Genomic DNA, 24,291 nt, shown 5'->3' on the forward strand with positions numbered 1-24,291 from the left:
GCCGCCGCCCAAGAGGTGGCCGTCGACGGCACTTTCGCCGTGATCGTGCGGTGGCCAGTGTGGTTGAACCTTGTTCGAAGACGACCGGGGCGAGGCATCCGATCGCCGAGTACCTTCGCTGGTGGTTGCAAGTGGCCGAGCCAGCGGAACACCGTGAGGCGGGCGGCTCGTGCCGTGGACCAGCCGCGCCGGACGGGCAGGATTTCCCGCCGCAGCCGGCTGGGCTGGGCGACTGTCAGAAGGGGCCGATGCCCACGGCGCAGGCGAGGACGAGGGTCGGGGGCCTGCGCAGCACCTGCGCCAGCGGGATGCGGGGCGTGGTGTCGGCGTCCCGTTCCTGCACTGCCTGCCGGAACAGCGGGCTTTCCGTGATGCTGATGCGCACGTAGAGGCCGATGGCGAGCAGCAGTGCGCTGAACAGGAACGGGATGCGCCAGCCCCAGGCCTCGAACTGCTGCTGGGGAAGCAGCGTGGTCGCGGTGATCGTGAGCGTGGACAGCAGGAATCCGAGCGGTGATCCCATGCATCACACCGCTCCACAGGCCGCGGCGCCTGGCGTCGGCGTGCTCGACGACCATCAGTGTCGCGCCGCCCCACTCACCGCCGATGGCTATGCCTTGGACGACCCGGAGCAGCACCAGCAGGGCGGGTGCGGCGATGCCGATCGTCGTGTATGTCGGCAGCACTCCGATCAGGAAGCTCGCCGTGCCCATGAGGACCATGGTCAGGAAGAGCATGGACTTGCGTCCCAGGCGCTCGCCGAAGTGTCCGAAGACGGCGCCGCCGAGCGGCCGTGCGACGTAGCCGGCGGCCAGCGTGCCGAACGCGGCGATCGTGCCGGCCGTGGGGCTGGACCCGGGGAAGAACAGCCGGCCGAACAGGAGTGCGGCCATGGTGCCGTAGAGCAGGAAGTCGTAGTACTCGATGACCGTGCCGAGCAGGCCCGACAGTGCCACCTTGCGCAGCACAGCGGGGTCCGGCGCGGTGACCGGCCCGTCGGGGTCGGAGGTCTTGGATCTGTCGGGTCGCTGTGGGGACGGTGTGGCGGACATGGCTGACTCCCGTAAGCAGGGACGTTGAGGAGTGGTGAGCGGTGTTGCGCCATGTGTGGGGTGCGACGGCTTGCTTCCCCGGGCGGGGTGTTCCGGGGAAGCAAGCCGGCGGGTGCCGGATGGGGCGGGCTCTAGGGCGCGAGGACGCGGGCGCGGCAGGAGGAGGGGGTGCCCCATGCGGACCGCAGGGCGCGGGCTTTGCGGATCCACAGGGAGAGGTCGAGCTCCTCGGTGTATCCGACGGCGCCGTGGACCTGCAGGGCCGTACGGGCCGCCGCGTAGGCGGCCTCGCCGGCGGAGACCTTCGCCGCGGCGATCGCCCGGCCCGCGTCCGGATGTGCCGCGGCCAGCGCGAGGGCGGCGGCGTGGAGCAGTGGCTGGGCGAACTCCAGGGCGATGAGCGTGTCGGCCAGCTGGTGCTTGACGGCCTGGAAGGATCCGATCGGGACCTTGAACTGGGTGCGCTGCTTGGCGTAGTCGGCGGTGCGCGTCAGCAGGGCGCGGCCCAGCCCGAGGGCCTGTGCGGCCGTGGCCAGGGCTGCGACATCGGCTGCGTGCGCGGCCGCTGCGGTCACCTTGGGCCCTTGGGCCAGGACGGCTCCGCCGTGTGGCCGGGCCAGTCGGCGCGCCGGGTCGGCGCAGGGCTGGACGGGGCCCGCGGAGTCCGCCACTCGGACGGTGTCGCCGTCGACGACGAAGACGGCGTCGGCCGAATCGGCGTCCAGTGCGTACGGGCTGTCGCCGGAGAGCAGGCAGAGTGAGGCGGCGGTCTTGCCGGAGGCGATGCCGGGCAGCCAGGCGGCGGCCGCCTCGCCGTCCAGGCGGTCGAGGAGGGCGGCTGCGGCCACGGTCTCCACGAGGGGACCCGGCGCGGCGTGGCGGCCCAGTTCCACGAAGGCGCAGGCGAGTTCCACGGGCAGCGGGCCGAGTCCGTCGTGCTGTTCCGGTACGGCGAGGGCGAAGACGCCGGCTTCGGCCAGGCGGGCCCAAAGGGTCCGGCCAGGTGCGGTGTCCCCGGCCGCCCAGGCCCGTATGACCGCCGGGGTGCCGGCCGCCTCCAGCAGGCCGTCCAGCGTGCGGCCGAACTGCCGCTGCTCGTCGTCGAGGAGGAACCGCATCACCGGCGTCCCTTCGGCAGGCCGAGCAGCCGCTCGGCGATGATGTCGCGCTGGATCTCGTTGGTCCCGGCGTAGATGGGTCCGGCGAGGGAGAAGGTGTAGCCCTCGGCCCAGCTGCCGTGATCGGGCGCCTCCTGGGCGCCGTCTGCGAGTTCCCCGTACGGGCCGAGCAGGTCGAGGGCGGTTTCGTGCAGGGCGATGTCCAGTTCCGACCAGAACACCTTGTTCAGGCTCGACTCCGCGCCGATGGAGCCGCCCTCCCGCCGCGCACCACCGTCCTTGTCCGACGGCCCGGAAGGGCCTGCTTCGGCCAGGCGCGAGGCGGTGGCGTAGGCGAACAGCTGGTAGGCGCGGGCGCCGATCACCGCGTCGGCGACCCGGTCGCGCAGGGCGGTGTCGCAACGGTCGGCTCGCTCGTGCCACAGCCTGGTCAGCCGGTCGGCTGCCGCGGTGAAGCGTCCGGGGCTGCGCAGGGTGAGCCCGCGCTCGTTGCCGGCGGTGCTCATGGCCACCCGCCAGCCCTGTCCGGGCTCGCCGATGACATCACGGTCGGGCACGAAGACGTCGTCGAGGAAGAGTTCGGCGAAGGCGGGCTTGCCGTCGAGCCTGCCGATGGGCCGTACGGTCACGCCTTCCGCGTGAAGCGGGAACATCACATACGTCAGGCCCTGGTGCGGCTTGGCGGTGCCTTGCTGGCTGCGGAACAGTCCGAAGGCCCGGTCGGCGAACGCGGCCCTGGACGACCACGTCTTCTGACCGCTCAAAAGCCAGCCGCCGTCGGTGCGTTGGGCCGTGGAGCGCAGCGAGGCGAGGTCCGAGCCGGCTTCCGGCTCGGACCAGGCCTGGGCCCAGATCACCTCGCCGCTCGCCATGGGCGGCAGGATCCGGGTGCGCTGCTCTTGCGTCCCGTGTTCGAACAGCGTCGGGGCCAGCAGGTTGATGCCGTTCTGGCTGACCCGGCCGGGGGCGCCTGCCGCGTAGTACTCCTCCTCGAAGATCAGCCACTCAAGGATCGAGGCGCCCCGGCCGCCGTACTCCTTCGGCCAGGAGACCACCGACCAGCGGTCGGCGGACAGCGTGCGCTCCCACTCGCGGTGGGCCGCGAAACCCTCCGCCGTCTCCAGGGAGGGCAGCGGGGTGTCGGGCACATGGCCGGCGAGCCAGGCGCGGGCCTCGGCCCGGAAGGCGTCCTGTGCGGCGGAGAAATCGAGGTCCATCAGGCGCCTGCCTCCTTGGTGCCGGCCGCTTTCATCGCGCGGATGTCCATGCCGCCGAGCGAGTCCGTGGCGGTCTCGGCGTTGTGCGCGTGGGCGAGGTGGTGCAGCCCGAAGACGGAGTCCATACCGGCGTGCATCCCCTGCAGGTCCTCGGCCTGGTTGACGGCGCGCTTGGCCAGTGCCAGGCCCATGCGCGGCATCTGGGCGATCCGGCTCGCCGACTCCATCAAGCGGCTGGTGAGTTCGGCACGCGGCACGACCCGGTTGATCATCCCGATCTCGTACGCCCGCTGGGCGCTCATCCGGTCGCCGGTGTAGAGGAACTCCTTGGCGATCCGTGGGGGCATCACCCAGGGGTGGGCGAAGTACTCGACGCCGGGGATGCCCATCCGGACCACGGGGTCGGCGAAGAACGCGTCGTCGGAGGCGACGATCAGGTCGCACACCCAGGCGAGCATCAGCCCGCCCGCGACGCAGGCGCCCTGCACCGCGGCGATCACCGGCTTGGGCAGCTCGCGCCAGCGGCGGCACATGCCGAGGTAGACCTCGGACTCGCGGGCGAAGCGGCTCTCCGCGCCCTGCTTGTCCGAGTGGTCCCACCACAGGCCGGCCCTGCGCTGGAACGGCAGGTGGGCGTCCCGTTCGGGGGTGCCGATGTCGTGGCCGGCGGAGAAGTGCTTCCCCGCTCCCGCGAGGACGACGACCTTGACCTGGTCGTCGTCGGCCGCGCGGTAGAAGGCCCGGTCCAGGGCGTAGGTCATCGCGGAGTTCTGGGCGTTGCGGTACTCGGGCCGGTCCATGGTGACGACGGCGACGGGGCCGTGGCGTTCGTAGCGGACGGGCTCCGTGGGTGCGGTGCGGGCAGCGGACATCCACCCTCCTTCCCTAACAAGTGTTTGGTAGGTTAACGTACGGGGCATCAGCCGTCGAGAGTCGTCCGGAGCCGTGCATGAGCAGCGTCGAGGAGTTCCGCACCGAGATCCGCGCGTGGCTGCGGGCCAATCTCGTCGGTCAGTTCGCTGACCTGCGCGGGCGCGGGGGGCCGGGGCGGGAGCACGAGGCCTTCGCCGAACGCCTGGCCTGGGAGCGGCACATGGCGGCCGCCGGGTGGACCTGTATCGGCTGGCCGAAGGAGTACGGCGGCCGGGGCGCCACGCTGGAGCAACAGGTCGCCTTCCACGAGGAGTACGCCCTCGCGGACGCCCCCGCCCGCGTCAATCACATCGGCGAGCAGCTCCTGGGGCCCACTCTCATCGCCTTCGGTACGCCCGAGCAGCGCGAGCGGTTCCTGCCGCCGATCGTGGCGGTTGAGGAACTGTGGTGCCAGGGCTACAGCGAGCCGGACGCCGGGTCGGACCTGGCGAACGTGCGGACCCGCGCCGAGCGGGACGGCGAGGAGTGGGTGGTCACCGGGCAGAAGATCTGGACCTCGCTCGCGCACGAATCCGACTGGTGCTTCGTCGTCGCCCGTACCGAGCCCGGCTCCACCCGGCACCAGGGGCTGTCCTACCTGCTGGTGCCGCTGGACCAACCCGGTGTGGAGATCCGGCCGATCATCCAGCTGACCGGGACCTCGGAGTTCAACGAGGTGTTCTTCGACGGGGCTCGCACCTCCGCGGGGAACATCGTGGGCGCCCCGGGCGACGGCTGGAAGGTGGCCATAGCCACCCTCGGTTTCGAACGGGGGGTGTCCACGCTGGGCCAGCAGGTCGGCTTCCGCCGCGAGCTGGAGGCGGTCATCGCCCTGGCCAAGCGCAACGGCGCGGCCGACGATCCGCTGATCCGCGACCGGCTCGCCCGGGCCTGGGTGGGCCTGGAGACCATCCGGTTCAACGCCCTGCGGATGCTGGAGGGCGTGGCGGCGGGCGCGCCGGGTCCCGAGGCGTCCATCGGGAAGATCTTCTGGGCTACCTGGCACCGCGAGCTGGGCGAACTCGCCATGGACGTCTGCGGCGCCGGCGGCATGCTCGCGGCCGGTGAGCCGTACGACCTCACCGACTGGCAGCGGCTGTTCCTCTTCTCCCGCTCCGACACCATCTACGCCGAATCGAACGAGATCCAGCGCACCATCATCGCCGAGCGCGTCCTCGGCCTGCCCAAGGAGGCCCGCCCGTGACCACCTCCCCGCCGCCCTACGTCCCCGGCCACGCCCTCCTCCAGGGCCGTACCGCTGTGGTCACCGCCGCCGCGGGCGCCGGCATCGGCGGCGCGACCGCCCGCCGGCTGCTGGAGGAAGGCGCGCGCGTCGTGCTCTCCGACGCCCACGCCCGCAGGCTCAAGGAATCCGAGGCGACGCTGGCCGCGGAGTTCGGCACGGACCGCGTCGCGGCACTGCCCTGCGACGTCACCGACGAGGACCAGGTCACCGCGCTGTTCGACTTCGTGGCGGAGCGGCACGGGCGCCTGGACGTCGTCGTCAACAACGCCGGTCTCGGCGGCACCGCCGACCTGGTCGAGATGACCGACGCACAGTGGGACAAAGTCCTCGACGTCACCCTCACCGGCACCTTCCGCTGCACCCGCGCCGCGCTGCGCCGGATGAAGGCGGCGGGCGCCGGGGGCGTCGTCGTCAACAACGCCTCGGTGGTCGGCTGGCGGGCGCAGCGGGGCCAGGCGCACTACGCCGCCGCCAAGGCCGGGGTCATGGCCCTCACCCGCTGCGCCGCCCTGGAGGCCGCGGGGTACGGGGTACGGGTGAACGCGGTCTCCCCCAGCCTGGCCATGCACCCGCACCTGGTGAAGGTCACCGCCCCCGAGCTGCTTGAGGAGCTCACCTCCCGCGAGGCGTTCGGCCGCCACGCCGAGCCGTGGGAGGTGGCCAACGCCATCGTCTTCCTGGCCAGCGGCTACTCCTCGTATCTGACCGGCGAGGTCCTGTCCGTCAGCAGCCAGCACCCGTGAGGCCAGAATGGCCAGGTGCCGAAGAACAGCAAGAAGACTGCGATGAGCCCGTCGCCCGAGCGGCGCGAGGAACTGCTGGCGACCGCCGCCGAGGTGTTCGCCGCACAGGGCTACAACGCCACCACCGTCCGCAAGATCGCCGACGCCGCCGGGATGCTCGCGGGCAGCCTCTACTACCACTTCGACTCCAAGGAGTCGATGCTCGACGAGATCCTCTCCACCTTCCTGGACGAACTGTGGGGCCGGTACGACGCCGTGCTCGCCGCCGGGCTCGGCCCGAGGGAGACCATCGAGGCCCTCGTCACCGAATCCTTCCGGGAGATCGACCGGCACCGGGCCGCCGTCGCCATCTACCAGAAGGAGTCCAAGCACCTCCAGACCCAGCCCGGCTTCCACTACCTCGCCGACTCGCAGGCCAGATTCGAGAAGGCATGGCTGGGCACGCTGGAGCGCGGAGTGACCGAGGGGATCTTCCGCGCAGACCTGGACATCCGGCTCACCTACCGCTTCGTGCGCGACACCGTCTGGGTCGCCGCGTCCTGGTACCGGCCCGGCGGACAGCACAGCCCCGAGGAGATCGCCCGCCAGTACCTGTCGATGGTGCTGGAGGGCATCGCCGTCCGCGAATGACACCGTAAACCTCACACAAGGAGCAGCAGCCATGCCAGAGGCATACATCGTCGAAGCGGTACGCACCCCGGTCGGCAGGCGAGGCGGCGGGCTCTCCGCCGTCCACCCGGCCGATCTGGGCGCCCATGTGCTGAAGGCGCTGATGGAGCGCTCGGGCGTCGACCCGGCCGCCGTCGAGGACGTCGTGTTCGGCTGCCTGGACACCGTCGGCCCCCAGGCCGGTGACATCGCCCGCACCTGCTGGCTGGCCGCCGGGCTGCCCGAGGAGGTGCCGGGCGTGACGGTGGACCGCCAGTGCGGCTCCTCCCAGCAGGCCCTGCACTTCGCCGCCCAGGGCGTGCTCTCGGGCACCCAGGACCTGGTGGTCGCGGGCGGCGTGCAGAACATGTCGATGATCCCGATCGCCTTCGCCACCCGCCAGGCCGCCGAGCCCCTCGGGCTCACCCAGGGCCCCTTCGCCGGCTCCGAGGGCTGGCGAGCCCGCTACGGCGACCGGCCGGTCAACCAGTTCGCCGGCGCCGAGATGATCGCCGACAAGTGGGGCATCTCCCGCCGCGACATGGAGGAGTTCGCGCTGCGCTCCCACCAGCGGGCCGTCCGCGCCATCGACGAGGGCCGCTTCGACCGCGAACTCGTCCCCTACGGTGAGGTGACCCGCGACGAGGGGCCGCGCCGCGACACCAGCCTGGAGAAGATGGCGGGGCTGAAGCCGGTGGTCGACGGCGGCCGGCTGACCGCGGCCGTCTCCTCCCAGGTCTCCGACGGCGCCTCGGCGATACTGCTCGCCTCCGAACGAGCCGTACGGGAGCACGGACTGACCCCGCGGGCCCGCGTCCACCACCTGTCGGTGCGCGGGGAAGACCCGATCCGGATGTTGTCCGCGCCGATCCCGGCCACGGCGTACGCGTTGAAGAAGGCCGGGATGACCCTCGACGACATCGACCTCGTGGAGATCAACGAGGCCTTCGCCTCCGTGGTGCTCGCCTGGCTGAAGGAGACCGGCGCCGACCCGGAGAAGGTCAACGTCAACGGCGGCGCCATCGCCCTGGGCCACCCTCTGGGTGCCACAGGCACCAAGCTGATGACCACGCTCCTGCACGAACTGGAGCGCACCGGTGGGCGGTTCGGTCTGCAGACGATGTGCGAGGGCGGCGGCCAGGCGAACGTCACCATCATCGAAAGGCTCTGAGGCGCCCGCGTCAGCCTGTGGCCGGCCCGTCGGCAGACAACAGCGCGCCGCTCAAGAGGGGGCGTCGGGCCGCGTCGCGGGGAGGACCTGCTGCCACACGGCGTGATCGGTGCCGGGACCGCCAGGAGCCCGCGCACCGCTGTGGCGATCCCGGCGGCAATGCCGAGGAGCCGGGCGGGCGAGGTCATGGCGGCGAGCCCGGCAGCTACGGCCGTGGTCGGGGACCATGGGCCGTTGCGCGCCGGGGCTCGTAGGCTCACCCGGCCGGAGTGACCCGGCCCAGGCCCCGGAGGCACGGGCCGGTTCCCGTTGGCGCAGGACTTCTTGCCGGCTGCCGGCCGACGGCGGATGGGTGCAGGGCCCCGGCGGCCCAGCGCAGGTGGGCTGCCGTAGGGCCCAATCAGGGGCATCTTGAGCGCGGTTGCGACGGACCAAGAACAGGGCGGAAGCCAGGTGAGGTCGCACTCGGAACGCCGAACTCAGTATCCATGCTGGGCATATCCCGTTGAACCCCGGGACCTCGGGCGCTGAAAATCAGCACATGGATGTGGAAGCGTTCGTCCGCGACGGCTACGTGGTGGTCCGCGGTGCCTTCGACGCGGACACCGCCGCAGCGTGCCGGGAGGCGATCTGGCAGGCGCTCGGCTCGCGTGGTGTGCACCGGGACGATCCCGCCACCTGGCGGCCGCGTGTGGAGATTCCCTGCCCTTCCGGCGAGTCGTTCGCCGCGGCAGCCGCGTCGCCGGCGTTGACCGCCGCGTACGACGAGTTGATAGGGCCGGGCCGATGGACCCGCCGGGACTGGGTCGGAGGGGCGGTGCCCGTCTGTTTCCCGTCGGAGGAGTATCCGGGCATCGGCTCCGGCTACCACATCGAGGGCAGCTTCGAAGGACCGGACGGGTACTGGGTCAACGTACGCTCCCGCGCCAGAGGACTGCTCGCGCTGTTCCTGTTCTCGGACATCGGGCCCGACGACGCGCCGACCCGTCTGGTCAAGGGCTCGCACCTGTTCATCCCGCGGATCCTTCAGCCCTACGGGGAAGCGGGCGTTTCGCCGGAGACGGTCGAACGCGCATGGCGGCCGTCGGTGCTGTGCCGGGCCACCGCGCATGCCACCGGCAAGGCGGGCGACGTCTACCTGTGCCATCCGTTCATCATCCACACGGCCACCTGGCCGCACCGGGGAACGGTTCCCCGGATGATGGCTCAACCTGCCGTGCACATCCTTGACGGGTTCGTCCTGGACGGCTCCGACCCCTCCCCGGTGGCGCGCGCGATCACGGCCGGGCTGGCGATGTCCGATTGACGCCGCGGAAGTCGCTGAACAGCCTGTGGACCGCGGTCAGTTCGCATCACACCAGCACCGGGCCCTCGCTCCGGCAGAAGACGTGGGTCAGCCCAGGCTCCACGATGCCGCCGCGTTCGTGAGCTTGCCGAGCGCGTCGGCACGGAAGACCTGCCCGTAGCGCACGTGGCGGCCCGTGTCGGTACGGTAGCCACCGAGGTCCCGGACGTTGACCGCACCCTGCAGGGTGATGTGGCGGACAGGGTCGGTGGTGCCGCTGTCGTCGTACGGGACTGTGACGGCGGGCCGTGCCTCGGCGTGGGTGCCCGCTTCGGACCATGGCGAAGGTGGGGAGGCAGCCGACGGCGATGGCGGAGATCACCACTCCGGTCGCCCGGAAAAGCGTAGCGCGCATCGGATCAACTCCATGGGAGTGGGGTGTTCCCCGGGATAGAGGAGAGCGGGCAGTCAGCCGGATGAGGGCAGCGCACGGAGGGTGGCCTGAGCCTCGGTCATGATCCGGTCGACGAGTTCGGCGCAGGAGGGCAGATCGCTGATCAGTCCCGCGACCTGGCCGGAGGCCATCACGCCGAGGTCGGTGCGGCCCTCGACCATCGACGCCTTGAGCAGCATGGGGGTGTTGGCCGCCAGCAGGACCTGACTCCAGGTCAGTTCCTTGCCGTGCTTCATCGCCTGACCGTCGCGGACCATCTTGGCCCAGCTCATGCCGGACAGTCTCTTGAACGAGGCCGCGTGCCGCACGGCGCGCAGCAGCGCGGCCGTCCGGCTCGAGCGTTCGAGGGAGTCGACCAGCTCGCTGCGCAGCATCCGGTGCGGGAGGCCGTCGACCTTCGTCGTGACGGTGACGTCGTCCACCGTGGCCGCCAGGTACCGGGCCTTGACCGCGTCGGGGACGGTGCTGTCGGAGGTGAGCAGGAAACGGGTGCCCATGGCGATCCCGGCGGCGCCGTAGGCGAGCGCGGCGACCAGGCCGCGCCCGTCGTGGAAGCCGCCGGCCGCGACGACCGGGATGTCCACCGCGTCGACCACCTGCGGAAGCAGGACCGTGGTGGCGACCTTCCCGGTGTGCCCGCCGCCCTCCCCGCCCTGCACCACCACCGCGTCGGCGCCCCACGCGGCGACCTTCTCCGCGTGCCGCCGGGCGCCGACGGACGGGACGACGACCACGCCGGCGTCCTTGAGGCGGGCGATCAGCTCCCGGGAGGGCGCGAGCGCGAACGAGGCGACCCTCACCCCCTCCTCGATGATGATCCGCACCCGCTCGGCCGCGTCCGAGGCGTCCGCCCGCAGATTGACCCCGAAGGGCGCGTCGGTACGGGACTTGACTTCGCGGGCGGCCGTACGGAGCTGGTCGGTCGTCATGGTGGCCGAGGCGAGGATCCCGAGCGCGCCCGCGTTCGCGGTGGCCGACACCAGGCGGGGGCCGGCCACCCAGCCCATGCCGGTCTGCACGATCGGGTGCCGTACGCCGACGAGCTTCGTCAGCGGAGTGCTGATCGCGAAGTCGCTCATGCGCGCACCTCGCGTTCGCGCAGCCCCTTCGGGTCGATGACCTCGCGGATCAGCCGCAGCTCCGCGGCGGTGGGATCCCGGGTGTACGGCACCTCGTCCGGGATCGTGAGCGGGAAGCCGGTGGCGTCGACGACCTGCTCGACGGTGACCCCGGGGTGCAGCGAGCGCAGCCGCATCGTCCGGTCGGGTGTCTCGAAGTCGAACACGCCGAGGTCGCTGACGACGTCCGCGATGCGGTGGTACCGGGTCACGGCGGGACCGGCCTCGGCGGCACGGTCGTAACCCACACCGCACACCATGTCCACGCGCTCGACGAACACCCGACCCGAATGGCGCGGCACCCAGTAACTGGTCGGATTGTTCAGGGTGTTGATCGGCGCGCCGCGCACACCCAGCAGCTGCCGGGTGGGCCTGGCCCAGTCGCCGATGCAGGAGATGTTCTGGTTGCCGTACCGGTCGAGCTGGCTCGCGCCCATCATCACATGCCGCCGCCCGGTCGCGACCAGGGCCAGGTGCTGCCGGTACGGCAGCCAGCCCTCGACCACCCCGGCCTGCGCGCCGACCGCAGGGACGTCGCCGGTCAGCAGCGCCTCGCCGTCGGTCAGCAGCAGGTCGGGTGAGAAGGTCAGCCTGGCGAGCCGGGCCCCGATCGCCGGGATGGTCCCCATCGGACTGGCCAGGACCTCGCCCGCGTCCCGCCAGACCTCGGCACAGGCCACCACGCAGTACTCGGCCCTTGTCGCCGTGACGGTGTCACTCATGCTGCTGCGTCCTCCTCGTGGAACGCCGCTACCGCGGCCTGGTACGTGTCCTCGTCGCCGGACAGGAACCGCTCGGTGAAGGCCCGCCAGGACTCGGGGTCGCGGGCGGCCTGCGCGTAGACGCGCTGGAAAGCCTCGTCGCGGTCATAGTCCGCGGCGCAGGAGGTGAAGTGCGCGCCGTTCGGGGTCTCCACGACGCCGTCCACGAACAGGCGCTTGACCAGGAGGGTCTGTGGCCCGGCGTCCTTGAGCAGGTCGGCGCTGTCCACGATCCGCTCGCAGGAGACGTACGCGGCGTCGGCGGCCTCGCAGAACAGGTCGTCGAAGTAGGGATCCGGGCCCAGGTACTGGGCATTGCCGTGCACGTCCGCCCGGTTGAGGTGCACCAGCGCGGCATCCAGGCGCAGGGCCGGAACGGCGACCAGCTCCTCACCGTCCTCGTACGGCGAACGCACCGTCCGCAGGCTGGGGTTGACCCTCATTACGTCCGAGGCGAGACCGGCCCGGATCGGCATGAAGGGCAACCGGTGCGCGGCAGCGGTCAGCCCCCACATGATCATCGCTTCGTCCAGCTCCACGAGGTCCAGCGCGCCGCGCTGCCGGGCCGCGGTGAAGTTGGGTTCCAGGGGAATGGAGTCGAGGGTGGCGAAGGCCGCGACCAGCTTGCGGATCTTCCCGGCGGCGGCGAGCAGCCCGACGTCCGGGCCGCCGTAGGAGACGACCGTCAGGTCGGTGATGTCCGAGCGCAGCAGCGCCCGCACGAGTGCCATCGGCTTGCGCCGCGCCCCCCAGCCGCCGATGCCGATCGTCATGCCGCTGTCCAGCCGGCCGACGACCTCCTCGGCGGTCATCGTCTTGTCCCTGCTCACGACTGCTCCTTTCCTGCGCCGAAGGTGTCGCGGGCGCGGTCGGCGACGCCGCTGAGGTTGGCCTCGAAGGTGAAGCCCTGCTCGAAGCGGTAGCTGCGGCGCACGTCGACCGGATCGATGCCGTTGATCGCGGCCTTGGCCAGCCGGATCAGGTAGCCGTCCTTGGCGGCGATCTCCCGCGCAAGTTCCAGCGCCGCGTCCATCAGCCGCTCGCGCGGGACGATGCGCCACACCGAGCCGTGCTGGCGCAGCTCAGCGGCGGTCACGGTGCGCGAGGTGTAGTACAGGGCCCGCATCAGGTGCTGGGGCACCAGCCGAGCGAGGTGGGTGGCCGCGCCGAGTGCGCCCCGGTCCAGCTCGGGCAGGCCGAAGGTCGCGTCGTTGGAGGCGACGATCGCGTCGGCGTTGCCGACCAGGCCGATGCCGCCGCCCAGGCAGAAACCGTGCACGGCGGCGACCACCGGGACTTCACATTCGTAGACGGCGGCGAATGCCTCAAAGCAGCCGCGGTTGGCACCGATGAGGGCCTCATGCCCAGCCGAGCGCTGCATCTCTTTGATGTCGACGCCGGCGTTGAAGCCGCGGCCGACGGCGGTGAGTACCACGCAGCGCACCTTCGGGTCGGCGCCCGCGGCGCGCACGGCGGCGGCCAGATCATGCCAGCCCTGGACGGGGAGCGCGTTGACCGGGGGGAAGTCCACGGTGACGACGGCGACGCCGTCTTCGGGGACGGAGGTGGAGACACCCATGAGCGGATCAGCTACCTTTCCACCAAACATTTGTTAGGCAGAAGGTAGCAGCGGAATGCGCGCTGCGGGAGGTGCCCCTTGGCGGCGATCATCGATCTGACCGGATGCGTCACAGTTGTCACCGGAGGAACCCGGGGCGTCGGCGCCGGGATCACCCGCGCGTTCCTGGAGGCCGGCGCGGACGTCGTGACCTGCGCGCGCCGGCCCCCGGACGAGGAAGTCGCAGTGGCTGGCCGCACCGCCCGCTTCCTCACCGTCGACCTGCGCGACCCGGAGGCGGTCGGCGCCCTCTTCGACCAGGTGCGCGGCGAGTACGGGCACCTCGACACGCTCGTCAACAACGCCGGGGGCACCCCCTTCCGGATGCTCGGCGAGGGCGGGCCCGCACGCCACGCCCGGATTGTCGAGCTGAACCTCATCGCACCCCTGACGGCCTCGCTCGCCGCCTACGACGTGATGCGCCACCAGCGCGGCGGCGGGTCCATCGTGATGATCGGCAGCGTCAGCGGAACCCGCCCGTCACCGGGGACCGCGGCGTACGGCGCGGCCAAGGCCGGTCTGGACAACCTCGCTCGCTCCATGGCCGTGGAATGGGCGCCGCGGGTGCGGGTCAACACGGTCGTCCCGGGCATGGTCCGCACCGAACTGTCCCATCTGCACTACGGCGACGAGGACGGCATCGCCGCCGTCGGCCGCACCGTCCCGCTCGGCCGTCTCGCCACCCCCGCCGACATCGGCGACGCCTGTGTCTTCCTCGCCTCCGACCGGGCCGCCTACATCAGCGGGGCCAGCCTCCACGTCCACGGCGGAGGGGAGCGCCCCGCCTTCCTCGACGCGGCAGGCGTCAACAAGTAACAGGCTTCCGCGATACCAGACTTCCACTCATCACCGGAAAGGACATCCACTCATGACCGGACTGTGCACCGGACGCGTCGCCGTCGTCACCGGCGCGGGCCGCGGCCTGGGCCGCGCTCACGCCCTCGCCCTCGCCGCCGAGGGCGCCAGGGTCGTCGTCAACGACCTCGGCGTGGGCCTCGACGGCACCGGCGGAACGGCTGGACCGGCCCAGCAGGTCGTCGAGGAGATCCGCGCGCTCGGCGGGCAGGCGGTCGCGCACACAGGCGACATCGCCACCACCGAGGGTGCGGCCTCCCTCGTCGCCACCGCACTGGAGACCTACGGCCGCCTGGACACTCTCGTCAACAACGCCGGCTTCCTGCGCGACCGCATGCTCGTCAACCTCGACGAGGACGCCTGGGACGCGGTCATGCGCGTCCACCTCAAGGGCCACTTCCTCACCCTGAAGCACGCCGCCGCACACTGGCGCGCCGAGGCGAAGGCCGGCCGTACGCCCGAGGCGCGTGTGATCAACACCAGTTCCGGAGCCGGGTTGCTGGGCAGCGTCGGCCAGGGCAACTACGCCGCCGCCAAGGCCGGGATCATCGGCCTGACCCTGGTCGCCGCCGCCGAACTGGGCCGCTACGGCGTCCAGGTCAACGCCATCGCCCCGGCCGCCCGCACCCGCATGACCGAGCAGACCTTCGCCGAGACCATGGCGTCCCCCACCGACGGCGGCTTTGACGCCATGGCCCCGGAGAACGTCTCCCCCCTCGTCGTCTGGCTGGGTTCCGCCGCCTCCGCCGGGGTCACGGGCCGGGTCTTCGAGGCGGAGGGCGGCCGCATAACCGTCATGGAGGGCTGGCGCCCGGGCCCGACCGCCGACCAGGGCGCCCGCTGGACCCCGACGCAGGCGGGTGAGGCGGCGCTGAAGCTGCTCGCCGAGTCCGAGCCTCCGCAGCCGGTGTACGGGGCGCGTTGACACTCTCCAACGCGAAGGGTGATCCCCCACCGGGCCGCCGCTGTCGAGCGGCGGTCGGAGGTGTCGTCCTCACCCCGGGCGCCGCGGCCTACGCGAACGAGCGCATCGCCCTGGGTGAGGCACACTCGACGTACGAACTGCGCTACGACGCCGACGAGTTCCGACACCGTGGATCGCCCCTAGGGCAGGGCGCGGGCGAGCGGTTCGCCGCCGGGTTCACCGCCCCGGCCGTAGACGCCGATCACGAGCGGACCCACCGCCCCGACGGCGGCCCATGCGTCACCGGCCCGCTGGAACTCGAACTCGCTCCGGTTCCCGTCCACTTCGATGCCGAGCGTCGTCGGCCACGCGTGTCCCGGCTCGATCCGTCCCGCCTCGCGGAAGGCCGCCTCGGCCTCGGGGTGGTCGGGATCGGCCGGGAACGCGAAATGGTCGCAGTCCGACCGGAACGCCAGGTGCAGGGCGCCCGCGAGACACTCGACGCGAGCCTCGGCGAAAGCCTTCTGGATCCCGTGAAATCCATGCCGGTTGGAGTCGGCGGGCCGCCAGGTCGATACGACGACCGTGGCTCCCGCGGCCGTACGGTGCCCGTGGCTGACGTACCACAGGGGCTGCTCGGGCTTGCCCTCCACGGTGCCCCACCCTTCGAGCCAGCGCTCCACGGCCCCGTGTGCGAGACCGTGGACGGGGAATTTCCCTTCCTCATAAGGGAGTTCGGGCTGGAGTCCGGGTCCCCTCAGCGCGGCCAGACGCGACAGGGCGTAGGCCCGGTCCCAGTCGTCCAGGTGGTGGCCGGAGCAGGAGAGGAAGCTCCGCAGCAGCGCGGCGCCCTCGCCCACGTACGGGGGTGCGAGCCGGGCCAGCGCGTAGGCGCCGTCGATGTTCTCCCACTGCTCGACGTAGCCCCGGTATTCGTTGGCGACGAGCCGCAGAGCGCCGACGGCGGCCCGGACGCGGTCGCCGCCGAGGGACGCACAGATACGAGCGGCCTCGATGCGTCGCGCGGAGCCTACGTGCTGGTTGCTCGTGAAGACGAGCCCGAGCCGGGTCGCCGCCTCGTCGGCGTACCGCGGCCCCAGCGCGATCAGCCGCCGCGCCCCCTCCAGTATCGCGTCGGCGTCGACGCGCCACTCGGTGACGAGCAGCCGCCGCGCCTCACGCACGTCCGCGCTCTCGCAGTGTTCCCCGTTCGTCACGCCGTTCTCCCCCTCGGTCCGGCAGACATCTCCATCCTGTCCGATGTGCGATGTCACATACCCGGTTTTCCCCGGACAGCGATCCCACGTGACGGCCAGGACTGCTCCGCGCGACCGTGCGGGCCGGCACAGCTCAGGCGAGGTTCAGCAGGCCCAGGTAGACGTCCAGTCGCGTGGTCCCCCGGAGCATGGCCAGGCCCTGTGCGGTGAGTTTGCGTTCCCAGGCCTCCAGGGAGGCGGTCAGTGCGTCGGTGCCGCCCGCTGTCCGGATGAGTTGTACCAGCGAGGCCCGGCACACCCTGCTGAGTCACGCCACGCGATGGTGGCCATGTGGGTGTCGGCCATGCGGTACAGGGCGATGACCGCCGCGTCGTCGGCGAGACGACCGCCGACGCGCGAAGAGATCACGCCGGGGGAAGCGCACCCTGGATCAGCTGGTGCGCTTGGCCGGTGATGCCGCTTCGCGGGCGTCGATTAGCTCGTCCAGGTGTGCCTCTGCCCAGGAACGTGCCGCGTCCAGCAGGTCAAGGAGGCTCCGGCCGAGCGAGGTCAGTTCGTACTCGACGTGCCGGGCAGGTCCGGCATGGACCGTTCGGACGATGAAGCCGTCACGCTCCAGCGCCCGGAGTGACTGTGTGAGCACCTTAGGCGTGATGTTCCGCAGTGGGACCCGTAGTTCAGAGAATCGTCGTGGACCGCCCTCAAGGCACTGGATGATCATTCCGGCCCATTTGTCCCCCACGCGGATCGGCATCAGGTCAGAAGGGCAGAGGGGATCGAACATCTCCGGGTCCAGGGGCTCGGTCACAGGGCCACCATAGTGCGGTATCCAGGAGGTAACCATGGGCGCGGCTACCTTGCTCAGACACACCGACAGGCAGAGGTTCTTGAGAAGCGAGGCAGGCAGTCCATGAGCAAGATCATTGTTTTCGGGGCAGGCGGGCGCGTCGGACGGGCAGCTGCTGGCGAGGCACTCCGGCGGGGGCACCACGTCACTGCTGTCGTCCGGAACCCAGCCAAGCACCAGGACCTTGAAAGTGCGGGAGTCCGCCTCCTGGCCGGTGATGTCACCGACGCCGACGCTGTTGCCGAGCTCGCGGCCGGACATGACGCCGCGATCATGGCCGCCTACGATGCCGGCGCCCAGCCGGGTGTCTTCTTCACCGCCGCTGCCCACTCTCTCCTCGATGGGCTAGCGCGAGCGGGTGTGGGACGGTTGGTCGCCGTCGGCCTGGCGGCAACACTGGAGACCGATGACGGGATGCCTTTGATGGACACTCCGGGCTTCCCGCAGGAATACCGGCCCTTCTGCCTCGCTCATGCGGCCGGGACATCTGTGCTGCGTGCCTCGGTAACCGCTCTGGACTGGCTGATCGTCAGCCCAGCCGGTGACTTCGACAACGCCGGAGCGCGCTCCGGCCGGTACTCCGTGGCCGGTGTCAACATGGTCAGCCGCATCTCCCACAGTGACTTCGCGCTCGCCCTGCTCGACGAGATCGACGCCCCTCGTCACCACCACACCCACATTGGTGTCGAAGGAGTATGAAGGAGGCAGGCGGCCCGTGCACCAGGGACTTCGGCGAGGTCGACCGCCGCTGCGTGGACGGCGTGCCGCGTCAGATCCGAAACCGGACACCCGAGCACGGCACCGCGCTGGTACCCACCACCCTGGTGCCTAGGGCCAGCACCGCCACTCCGCCGCGCGCGTCGAGGTGACGGATCGTCACTTTCGTCGCGGATGTCATCAGCGTTCCAGCGTGCGGTGCGCAGCAGTCGCTGCACCGGCCCGGGACGGGCGTGGTCGGCCTGCTCGGCCAGTTGCCAGTAGTTCTCCCGCCGACGGCGGACAGCAGTCCGTACCGGTACGCCCGGGGCCGTCGCCCGGGGCTCGATCCGGCGGAACCTGCCCGCGATCCTTGACATCGCCTGGCCGAACATTGGCCGCCATCGGGCGGCGTCTATGCTGTGGCCCGCGGCCACCGCACGATCATCATGAGTCCACACAGCCCTTGATGATCACGCAGTGGCCGTTCCCGTGCCCGTACCGCTCCGGCACCGGATCGCCAATCAGGCGAGATCAACCCCCGCGTACTCCAGCGGGGGCGCGATCGCCTGAGCATCCGCACCTTCACCCACCCACAGACCTATCAGGAGCGCGGCCGTCGCCTCCAGCAGGCCCGCCCGGCCGAGCCCCCCTCCGTTGACCGGCACACAGCCGAGGTCACGGACAAGGAGCCGTACTGTTTCGAGAGCCAGTGCATCGTCACCGCAGAGCGGCACCGCGAGGGGGCGTCCACCGAAGACCGGCGGGGTCAAACGCCACACGCTCTCATGGCAGAGATTGAATGCCTTGACCACGGATGCACCGGGCGCCGCAGCCGCGAGGCGCTCGGCCGCCGATGGCCCGCCCCAGGTCTCAAGGACGAAGCCCTGCGCCAGCGGGTTGGTGCAGTCGATCAGCGTCCGGCCTCGTACGGTGTTGGCCAGCTCGGATACCACGCTGATCGCCGCCGAGTACGGCACGGCCAGCAGTACCGCGTCCCGGCCGTGTTGAGCCGCCTCCCGCAGCGTCCCCGCCCGAACGCCGATCTGGTCGGCCAGGGCCGCGGCGCGGCCGGCGTCCCGCCCACCCACCAGCACGTCGTGCCCGGCCTGTGACCACCGTGCACCCAGCACCCGCGCCATGTTGCCGGCACCGGCAATCCCGATTCTCATCAGCCCAGCCTCCTCGTGGTGATCCCGTAAGTCGGAATTGGGACGACACTAGGAAACCGCTCGGGCACCATCTGGTAAGTGACCACTGATCAGGGCTACATCGCCGACTGCCGTGCCCGCCTCGCATTCGATCTGCTGGCCAACACCTGGAACGCGGTGGTGGTGTGGACGCTGCGCGATGGTCCCGCGCGACCCGGTGAACTGCGCGAACGGATCGGCGGGATCAGCCCCAAAGTCCTTACGGAGACGCTGCGCCGGCTCCAGTTCAACGGGTTGGTGGAGCGCCACGCGTACGCAGGGTCGCCGCCGCACGTGGAGTACATCCTCACTGGGTTGGGGCGAACGCTGCTGGAGCCCATCGAGGCATTCGGCGCGTGGGCCTTCGAACACGGCGAAGACGTGATGGCAGCCCGGGAGCGGGCCGAGGAAGCGGGGGCGTGATCGTGGTGGGAAGCCCTCACGGACCAGGTCACGGCACGCAGTCACCGCGGGCAATCTGCTCTCCGGTCTCATCTCAGCGCTGTTGTCCTGGCGTTGGACGTTCGCCGTACCACTCGTGGTGGCGGCCGCAGCCTTCGCCCTCACGCCCCGGCTGCTGCCGGACACCACGCCGAACCGGGGCAGGACTCTCGATCTGCCGGGAGCTCTGCTCGCCACGCCGGGATCACCCTCGCCAGTTACGGGCTCGTCGTCACCGACGGCCAACCTTGGTCGTCGGTCGGCGCACTCGTGCCGCTCCTCGCCGGAGCCGTGCTGCTTGCCGCGTTCCGGTGCGCCGAGCGACGCGCCCGCGACCCGCTGCTGCCACCCCGCTTCCTGCTCGACCGGCGGCGGGCCCTCGCCCTCGCGGCCATCGCGCTGAGCGCTTGCGGAACCTCAATGACCTTTGCGGTGCTCTCGCTCCACCTCCAGCAGTCGCGCGACTGGTCGCCGCTGCAGACCCCGGCGGCGTTCGTACCGTTCGCCGTTGCGCTGATCACCTCAGGCCGTGCGGCAGGACCGCTCATCGCGCGGTACGGGGCCCGATCGGTCACGACCGCCGGGCTCGGCATGGGCGGGGTCGGGCTCGCCGTCCTCGCGCTCACCGGGATCAACGCTCACGCCTCGTACGCCTATGGGCTCCCGCCGGGCCTTGTGCTGCTGCCGGCCGGCGCCGCGGCCTCCTTCGCGGGAGCCGCCGTGCTCGCCACCGCGGGCGTGCCGCAGCAGCAAATCGGACTCGTGAGCGGCGTGCTGAACACCGCGATGGAGTTCGGCCCCACCGTCCTCTTCGCCCTCCTGCCCGATGGCGCTGTCGGGTACCACCTTGATGGTGCCCACCAGTGTGTCGCCCGTGTACGTGCCGATGTAGTCGGCGTGTGAGTCGAACCGGTCGAACGCCTCCGCCAGGTCGCCGACCGCGGCGATCCGCTCTTGGTCCCTCACACAGACGATGTCACGCAGGCGCATCACATCGACCAGTCCGGACTTTTGCACCAGTCGAAATGTCGTAGCCACTTGGGCTCCTTGCCTCGACCCGCTCGCGCCTTGTCGGCCGCGCGGAAGTCTGGCTGTAGTGCCAGCCCTAGGCTGTAGCCATGCTGCTGATCTACGACGGAGAACCCGCCGCTGACGCGCCCGTGCTGCGTACCGGTGGTGTCCCACTGGTACCGGATGAGTTCCTCTGGCCGGGCTGCCGTGAATGCGGTGGGAGCATGCAGTTCCTCGCCCATCTGCCGCTCGGCACCGGCGTGTTCTCGGTGTTCGTCTGCCAGAACGACCCCGGCCTGTGTGACGACTGGGATGCCACGGCCGGTGCCAACCGCGCCTTCCTGTTCAACGGCGACCTCTCCCCAGCCGCTGTCCCCGCCGAGGGCACGACACTGCTCGGCGCAGTCACCGCTCTACGAGGCCATCCCGCTGACACGCCGACTGAACAGCCGGTGCTGGGACGGCTGGGCGGTGAACCCGACTGGATCCAGGACGACGAGACCCCCGACTGTCCGACTTGTGCCAACCGCATGGCGTTTACGGCCGAGCTCGAAGAGGGCCACGACTTCGCCACCAAGGCGAACTTCGGCGGCGGCGGCCGGGGCTACCTCTTCAGCTGCCAACCCTGTGGTGAGGCCGCGTTCCTCTGGCAGAACTGAACACTGCCCTCAAGGGTCATGACCGAAGCCACAGCCGGATCGCTGCGACGGTGACGGTGCCGTGAAAGACGTACGCCCGCTTGTCGAACCGTATCGCCACAGCGCGGAATGCCTTGAGCGTGTTGATCGTTCGTTCCACTTCATTGCGGCGGGCATACCGCCCACGGTCAAAGCCGGTGGGTGTCCCGCCGCTTCTTCCGCAGCGTCGGCGGTTGGCCTTCTGGTTGGCTGGCTCCGGGATGGTGTGCTTGATCTGGCGTCGGCGCAGGTAGCGGCTGTTGCGGCGGGAACTGTAGGCCCGGTCAGCGCAGAGGTGTTCGGGCCGGGTGCGCGGGTGCCCGCCACCTGACCGGGACACGCGGATGCGGGCCAGGACCTCGATCATCTGTGGGGCGTCGCCCCACTGACCCGGGGTGATGACGAAGGCGAGCGGACGGCGACCGCCCTCACTGGCCAGATGGATCTTCGAGGTGAAGCGGCCACGCGACCTCCCCAAGGCCTCATCCGACCGGTGCTGGGCCGGACGGCGTCGTCTGCCCGGCACGAACGGCGCCCTCCTACGGGCCCCGGCGGCGTGTTGGTGGGCGCGGCAGACGGTGGAGTCCACGCTCACCACGGACCAGTCGATCCGCCCCTCGACATCAGCCTCCGCCTGGACAGCACGAAACACCATCTCCCATGTTCCGTCCGCTGACCAACGGCGATGCCGGTCGTAGATCGTCTGCCACTTCCCGAACCGCGACAGCAGGTCCCGCCATGGAACCCCGGTCCGCAGCCGGAACAGGATCCCGTTGATCACCATCCGGTGGCACTTCCAGCGCCCGCCGCGTCCGATGTTCATCGGCAGGTGCGGCTCCAGCCGCACCCACTCCCCATCACTAAGATCACCCCGCCCACACCAACCCTGAACGAGCGACCTTCTGGTCCGTCACCGACCTATCAGACACGTCCTCGGACCTGGTTCGCCATGTCCTCGATCGTCTTGATGACGACGTCGGGCCGGTCGATCGGGATGTCGTGAGAGCTGCGGTCCGCCACGACCAGGTGGCGGTTGGGTGCTGCGCTGGCGAACTCCTGCTGGGCTTGTCGCCACAATCGGGCGTCGACGGGTGTGGGGAAGGGGGTCATTGAGGACACGATCGCGGTGGCGGGCACGCTCTGGGGCCAGGGCAGCTTGTGGTAGGCGCGGTGTACGGGGCCGTAGTGGTCGGCCTCGGCGAGGAGTTGGCGGGTCGCCCGGGTCTGTGGCTTCTTCTTGAGCGCTGCGATCTGCTGCTCGTTCGCGGCCACGAGCTTGGCGGTCTCGCTGTCGGTGTAGAACTCGGGAAGGCTGGCGTCCACGAGGACAGCGCCGGTGAGCCAGTGCGGGTGCTGCCTGACGAAGTACGTTGCGATCTCCCCGGCGAGGGAGTGGGAGACCAGGAGCACGTCCTTTGTGGCTCCCAGCTGCGTCAGGCCGGCCGCGAGGTCGGAGGCGGCGTCCTGTGCCCTCCACGGCCCGGGTACGTCGCTGCTCTTGCCTTCCCCGGTGCGGTCGTAGGTGATGATCTCGGACCCGGTCTTCTTCGCGAGGACGGGCACGATCTTCTTCCAGTACGACGCGTCGAGACCTCCACCGGCGTCGAGGACGATGGCCGGGCCATGGCCAGGCGTCACGTAGAACGCCAGCTTGTGACCGTTGTTGGTGATCATGTGAAGTGAGGGCTGGGCGACGGTCATTGCCGTTGGGGACGCCGAGGATGCCGTTGCACTGGTTCGGGACACGGTTGTAGCCGGTTGCGCGTTCTTCGCAGTGGCTGCGTCGCAGGCGGTGAGGCCACAGGCGGCGACTGCGACGGAGGCCAGGGTGAGCGTCGCGTGCCGTCGTCGCCGACGCCGTGCGGTGGGATTGGGCATGGGGGTCCTACCTTTCAGATGTGGGTCTGATCTGGTCATTCGTAAGATCGGAGGGCCCAGGGGTTCTGGGTATGGCTGGCATGGTGGAGACCGTTCGATGGCTCAAGGGACTTGGCCGCCCGGAGCCCCGCGACGACTCGACCGCCAATTGGGAGATGCGACTCCGATCGCTGCTGTAGGACAACGTCGGCGAGGTCGTCTGTGGGATCGATGTACGACGAGCTGGCGGAGGGGAACGTGCCCGAGATCTGGGCCGGAGTGGACATCGGCAAGACGCATCACCATGCGGTGGTGATCAACGCGGAGGGCAAGCGTCTGCTGTCCCGCCGGGTCCAGAACGACGAGACCGAGCTCCTCGCTCTGATCGGCGACGTCCTGGAGATATCGCAGGATGTGCTGTGGGCGGTGGACCTCAACCATGGTGGTGCCGCGCTGCTGATCGGCCTGCTGATCAGCCACGGCCAGCCGGTCGCCTACCTCACCGGCCTGGCGGTCCACCGTGCTTCTGCCACCTACCGCGGCGAGGGCAAGACAGACGCGAAGGACGCCTTCGTCATCGCCGACCAGGCTCGCGTTCGCCGTGACCTCGGTCTGCTGAGGCCCGGCGACGAGATCGCCGTCGACCTGCGCACCCTGACCACCCGTCGTCTGGACGTAGTCTTCGACCGCACTCGCCAGATCAACCGCCTGCGTGCCCAACTCCTGGAGATCTTCCCTGCGTTGGAGCGGTCCTTGGAGCTGACGAACCACGGTCCGGTGGTGCTGCTGACCGGCTTCCAGACCCCGGCGGCGATCCGGCGTGCGGGCGTGAACCGGATCGAGACGTGGCTGAAGAACCGCAAGGTCCGAGGTGCCGCAGCACTGGCGAGGACGGTGGTGGAGGCCGCCCAGGCTCAGCACACCGCGCTCCCTGGCGAGAAGCTGGCCGCTGCCATGGTGGTCCGCCTCGCGAAGGGGGTGATGGACCTCGATGAGGAGATCGCCGAGCTCGATGGCCTGATCGAGGCCCGGTTTCGCGAGCATCCGCATGCCGAGGTGATCCGCAGCCTGCCCGGCATGGGGCCAAGCTCGCAGCGGAGTTCATCGCCGCGACCGGCGGCGACATGGACGCCTTCGCCAGCTCCGACCGCCTGGCCGGCTTCGCCGGCCTGGCCCCCAGGCCCCGCGACTCCGGCCGCGTCAGCGGCAACATGCGCAGACCCCGGCGCTATCACCGCGGGCTGCTGAGAACC

At 70.5% G+C, this 24,291-nt stretch carries 24 protein-coding genes and 5 pseudogenes; 13 read left to right on the forward strand and 16 right to left on the reverse strand.

Features of this window, described 5'->3' with window-relative positions:
* Nucleotides 1-238: 238 nt before the first annotated feature.
* The 4 genes and pseudogenes from ACWC2T_RS28220 to ACWC2T_RS28235 all read right to left on the reverse strand — a co-directional run.
* Nucleotides 239-1,052, reverse strand: a pseudogene (locus ACWC2T_RS28220) (MFS transporter); the annotation flags it as partial.
* Nucleotides 1,053-1,183: 131 nt separating this feature from the next.
* A complete protein-coding gene (locus tag ACWC2T_RS28225; protein WP_450673160.1) occupies nt 1,184-2,170 on the reverse strand; it encodes an acyl-CoA dehydrogenase family protein in 987 nt (328 codons plus the stop codon).
* Nucleotides 2,170-3,387 (reverse strand): acyl-CoA dehydrogenase family protein, encoded by a 1,218-nt coding sequence (locus tag ACWC2T_RS28230; protein ID WP_450673161.1) that lies wholly within the window; start codon nt 3,385-3,387, stop codon nt 2,170-2,172. The genes ACWC2T_RS28225 and ACWC2T_RS28230 overlap by 1 nt, the downstream gene beginning before the upstream one ends.
* Complete coding sequence (locus tag ACWC2T_RS28235) at nt 3,387-4,259, reverse strand: enoyl-CoA hydratase (protein WP_450673162.1); 873 nt, start codon at nt 4,257-4,259, stop codon at nt 3,387-3,389. The genes ACWC2T_RS28230 and ACWC2T_RS28235 overlap by 1 nt, the downstream gene beginning before the upstream one ends.
* Before the next feature lie 77 nt (nt 4,260-4,336).
* Between ACWC2T_RS28235 and ACWC2T_RS28240 the strand changes: the two genes are divergently transcribed.
* From ACWC2T_RS28240 to ACWC2T_RS28260, 5 genes are all read left to right on the forward strand, one after another.
* Nucleotides 4,337-5,503, forward strand: coding sequence for an acyl-CoA dehydrogenase family protein (locus ACWC2T_RS28240; RefSeq protein ID WP_450673163.1), 1,167 nt, complete (start codon nt 4,337-4,339; stop codon nt 5,501-5,503).
* The gene (locus ACWC2T_RS28245) at nt 5,500-6,288 is read left to right on the forward strand and encodes an SDR family oxidoreductase (RefSeq protein WP_450673164.1); all 789 of its coding nucleotides are present in this window, start codon (nt 5,500-5,502) and stop codon (nt 6,286-6,288) included. The genes ACWC2T_RS28240 and ACWC2T_RS28245 overlap by 4 nt, the downstream gene beginning before the upstream one ends.
* A gap of 42 nt (nt 6,289-6,330) precedes the next feature.
* Entirely contained in the window at nt 6,331-6,918 is a 588-nt protein-coding gene (locus ACWC2T_RS28250; protein ID WP_450673183.1) for a TetR/AcrR family transcriptional regulator, read from the forward strand.
* A gap of 31 nt (nt 6,919-6,949) precedes the next feature.
* Nucleotides 6,950-8,107, forward strand: a complete 1,158-nt coding sequence (locus ACWC2T_RS28255; protein ID WP_450673165.1) for an acetyl-CoA C-acetyltransferase — start codon at nt 6,950-6,952, stop codon at nt 8,105-8,107.
* A 541-nt stretch (nt 8,108-8,648) separates the two neighbouring features.
* Entirely contained in the window at nt 8,649-9,413 is a 765-nt protein-coding gene (locus tag ACWC2T_RS28260; RefSeq protein WP_450673166.1) for a phytanoyl-CoA dioxygenase, read from the forward strand.
* A gap of 87 nt (nt 9,414-9,500) precedes the next feature.
* On the opposite strand, the gene ACWC2T_RS28265 is transcribed toward ACWC2T_RS28260, so the two are convergent.
* The 5 genes from ACWC2T_RS28265 to ACWC2T_RS28285 form a co-directional block, all read right to left on the reverse strand.
* Nucleotides 9,501-9,644: a tyrosine-protein phosphatase gene (locus tag ACWC2T_RS28265; RefSeq protein WP_450673184.1), complete on the reverse strand. Its 144-nt coding sequence runs from the start codon at nt 9,642-9,644 to the stop codon at nt 9,501-9,503.
* 216 nt (nt 9,645-9,860) lie between these two features.
* The gene (locus tag ACWC2T_RS28270) at nt 9,861-10,910 is read right to left on the reverse strand and encodes an NAD(P)H-dependent flavin oxidoreductase (RefSeq protein ID WP_450673185.1); all 1,050 of its coding nucleotides are present in this window, start codon (nt 10,908-10,910) and stop codon (nt 9,861-9,863) included.
* A gap of 11 nt (nt 10,911-10,921) precedes the next feature.
* Nucleotides 10,922-11,686 (reverse strand): CoA-transferase subunit beta, encoded by a 765-nt coding sequence (locus ACWC2T_RS28275; RefSeq protein ID WP_450673167.1) that lies wholly within the window; start codon nt 11,684-11,686, stop codon nt 10,922-10,924.
* Nucleotides 11,683-12,537 (reverse strand): CoA transferase subunit A, encoded by an 855-nt coding sequence (locus ACWC2T_RS28280; RefSeq protein ID WP_450673186.1) that lies wholly within the window; start codon nt 12,535-12,537, stop codon nt 11,683-11,685. Before ACWC2T_RS28280 ends, ACWC2T_RS28275 begins: the two co-directional genes overlap by 4 nt.
* 14 nt (nt 12,538-12,551) lie before the next feature.
* Nucleotides 12,552-13,304, reverse strand: a complete 753-nt coding sequence (locus ACWC2T_RS28285; RefSeq protein ID WP_450673168.1) for an enoyl-CoA hydratase family protein — start codon at nt 13,302-13,304, stop codon at nt 12,552-12,554.
* A 78-nt stretch (nt 13,305-13,382) separates the two neighbouring features.
* Here ACWC2T_RS28285 and ACWC2T_RS28290 point away from each other — a divergent pair, with 78 nt between their 5' ends.
* Nucleotides 13,383-14,159, forward strand: a complete 777-nt coding sequence (locus tag ACWC2T_RS28290; protein ID WP_450673169.1) for an SDR family oxidoreductase — start codon at nt 13,383-13,385, stop codon at nt 14,157-14,159.
* Nucleotides 14,160-14,211: 52 nt separating this feature from the next.
* The gene (locus tag ACWC2T_RS28295) at nt 14,212-15,123 is read left to right on the forward strand and encodes an SDR family oxidoreductase (protein ID WP_450673170.1); all 912 of its coding nucleotides are present in this window, start codon (nt 14,212-14,214) and stop codon (nt 15,121-15,123) included.
* 179 nt (nt 15,124-15,302) lie between these two features.
* On the opposite strand, the gene ACWC2T_RS28300 is transcribed toward ACWC2T_RS28295, so the two are convergent.
* The 3 genes from ACWC2T_RS28300 to ACWC2T_RS28310 form a co-directional block, all read right to left on the reverse strand.
* Nucleotides 15,303-16,319, reverse strand: coding sequence for a hypothetical protein (locus ACWC2T_RS28300; RefSeq protein WP_450673171.1), 1,017 nt, complete (start codon nt 16,317-16,319; stop codon nt 15,303-15,305).
* A gap of 133 nt (nt 16,320-16,452) precedes the next feature.
* Nucleotides 16,453-16,617, reverse strand: coding sequence for a hypothetical protein (locus tag ACWC2T_RS28305; RefSeq protein WP_450673172.1), 165 nt, complete (start codon nt 16,615-16,617; stop codon nt 16,453-16,455).
* 132 nt (nt 16,618-16,749) lie between these two features.
* Nucleotides 16,750-17,163 (reverse strand): winged helix-turn-helix transcriptional regulator, encoded by a 414-nt coding sequence (locus ACWC2T_RS28310; protein ID WP_450673173.1) that lies wholly within the window; start codon nt 17,161-17,163, stop codon nt 16,750-16,752.
* A gap of 66 nt (nt 17,164-17,229) precedes the next feature.
* Here ACWC2T_RS28310 and ACWC2T_RS28315 point away from each other — a divergent pair, with 66 nt between their 5' ends.
* Nucleotides 17,230-17,865 (forward strand): NAD(P)-dependent oxidoreductase, encoded by a 636-nt coding sequence (locus tag ACWC2T_RS28315; RefSeq protein ID WP_450673174.1) that lies wholly within the window; start codon nt 17,230-17,232, stop codon nt 17,863-17,865.
* A 23-nt stretch (nt 17,866-17,888) separates the two neighbouring features.
* Nucleotides 17,889-18,035: pseudogene (locus ACWC2T_RS28320) on the forward strand (LacI family transcriptional regulator); the annotation flags it as partial.
* 12 nt (nt 18,036-18,047) lie between these two features.
* On the opposite strand, the pseudogene ACWC2T_RS28325 reads toward ACWC2T_RS28320, so the two are convergent.
* Together ACWC2T_RS28325 and ACWC2T_RS28330 are read right to left on the reverse strand one after the other, a co-directional pair.
* Nucleotides 18,048-18,242 (reverse strand): annotated as a pseudogene (locus ACWC2T_RS28325) (IS701 family transposase); the annotation flags it as partial.
* A gap of 144 nt (nt 18,243-18,386) precedes the next feature.
* A complete protein-coding gene (locus ACWC2T_RS28330; RefSeq protein WP_450673175.1) occupies nt 18,387-19,034 on the reverse strand; it encodes an NADPH-dependent F420 reductase in 648 nt (215 codons plus the stop codon).
* A gap of 78 nt (nt 19,035-19,112) precedes the next feature.
* Here ACWC2T_RS28330 and ACWC2T_RS28335 point away from each other — a divergent pair, with 78 nt between their 5' ends.
* From ACWC2T_RS28335 to ACWC2T_RS28345, 3 genes are all read left to right on the forward strand, one after another.
* The gene (locus ACWC2T_RS28335; RefSeq protein WP_450673176.1) at nt 19,113-19,475 is read left to right on the forward strand and encodes a winged helix-turn-helix transcriptional regulator; all 363 of its coding nucleotides are present in this window, start codon (nt 19,113-19,115) and stop codon (nt 19,473-19,475) included.
* Between the two features lie 288 nt (nt 19,476-19,763).
* Nucleotides 19,764-20,396, forward strand: a complete 633-nt coding sequence (locus ACWC2T_RS28340) for an MFS transporter (protein ID WP_450673177.1) — start codon at nt 19,764-19,766, stop codon at nt 20,394-20,396.
* Between the two features lie 215 nt (nt 20,397-20,611).
* Nucleotides 20,612-21,163 (forward strand): hypothetical protein, encoded by a 552-nt coding sequence (locus ACWC2T_RS28345; RefSeq protein WP_450673178.1) that lies wholly within the window; start codon nt 20,612-20,614, stop codon nt 21,161-21,163.
* Between the two features lie 16 nt (nt 21,164-21,179).
* Here the strand turns inward: ACWC2T_RS28345 and ACWC2T_RS28350 are convergent.
* Nucleotides 21,180-22,058 (reverse strand): annotated as a pseudogene (locus tag ACWC2T_RS28350) (IS5 family transposase); the annotation flags it as partial.
* Between the two features lie 44 nt (nt 22,059-22,102).
* On the reverse strand, nt 22,103-22,855 hold the full coding sequence (locus ACWC2T_RS28355) for an alpha/beta fold hydrolase (RefSeq protein WP_450673179.1): 753 nt from the start codon (nt 22,853-22,855) through the stop codon (nt 22,103-22,105).
* A 441-nt stretch (nt 22,856-23,296) separates the two neighbouring features.
* Between ACWC2T_RS28355 and ACWC2T_RS28360 the strand changes: the two are divergent.
* Nucleotides 23,297-24,291 (forward strand): annotated as a pseudogene (locus ACWC2T_RS28360) (IS110 family transposase); the annotation flags it as partial.

It is taken from the genome of Streptomyces sp. NPDC001393 (assembly GCF_053597455.1).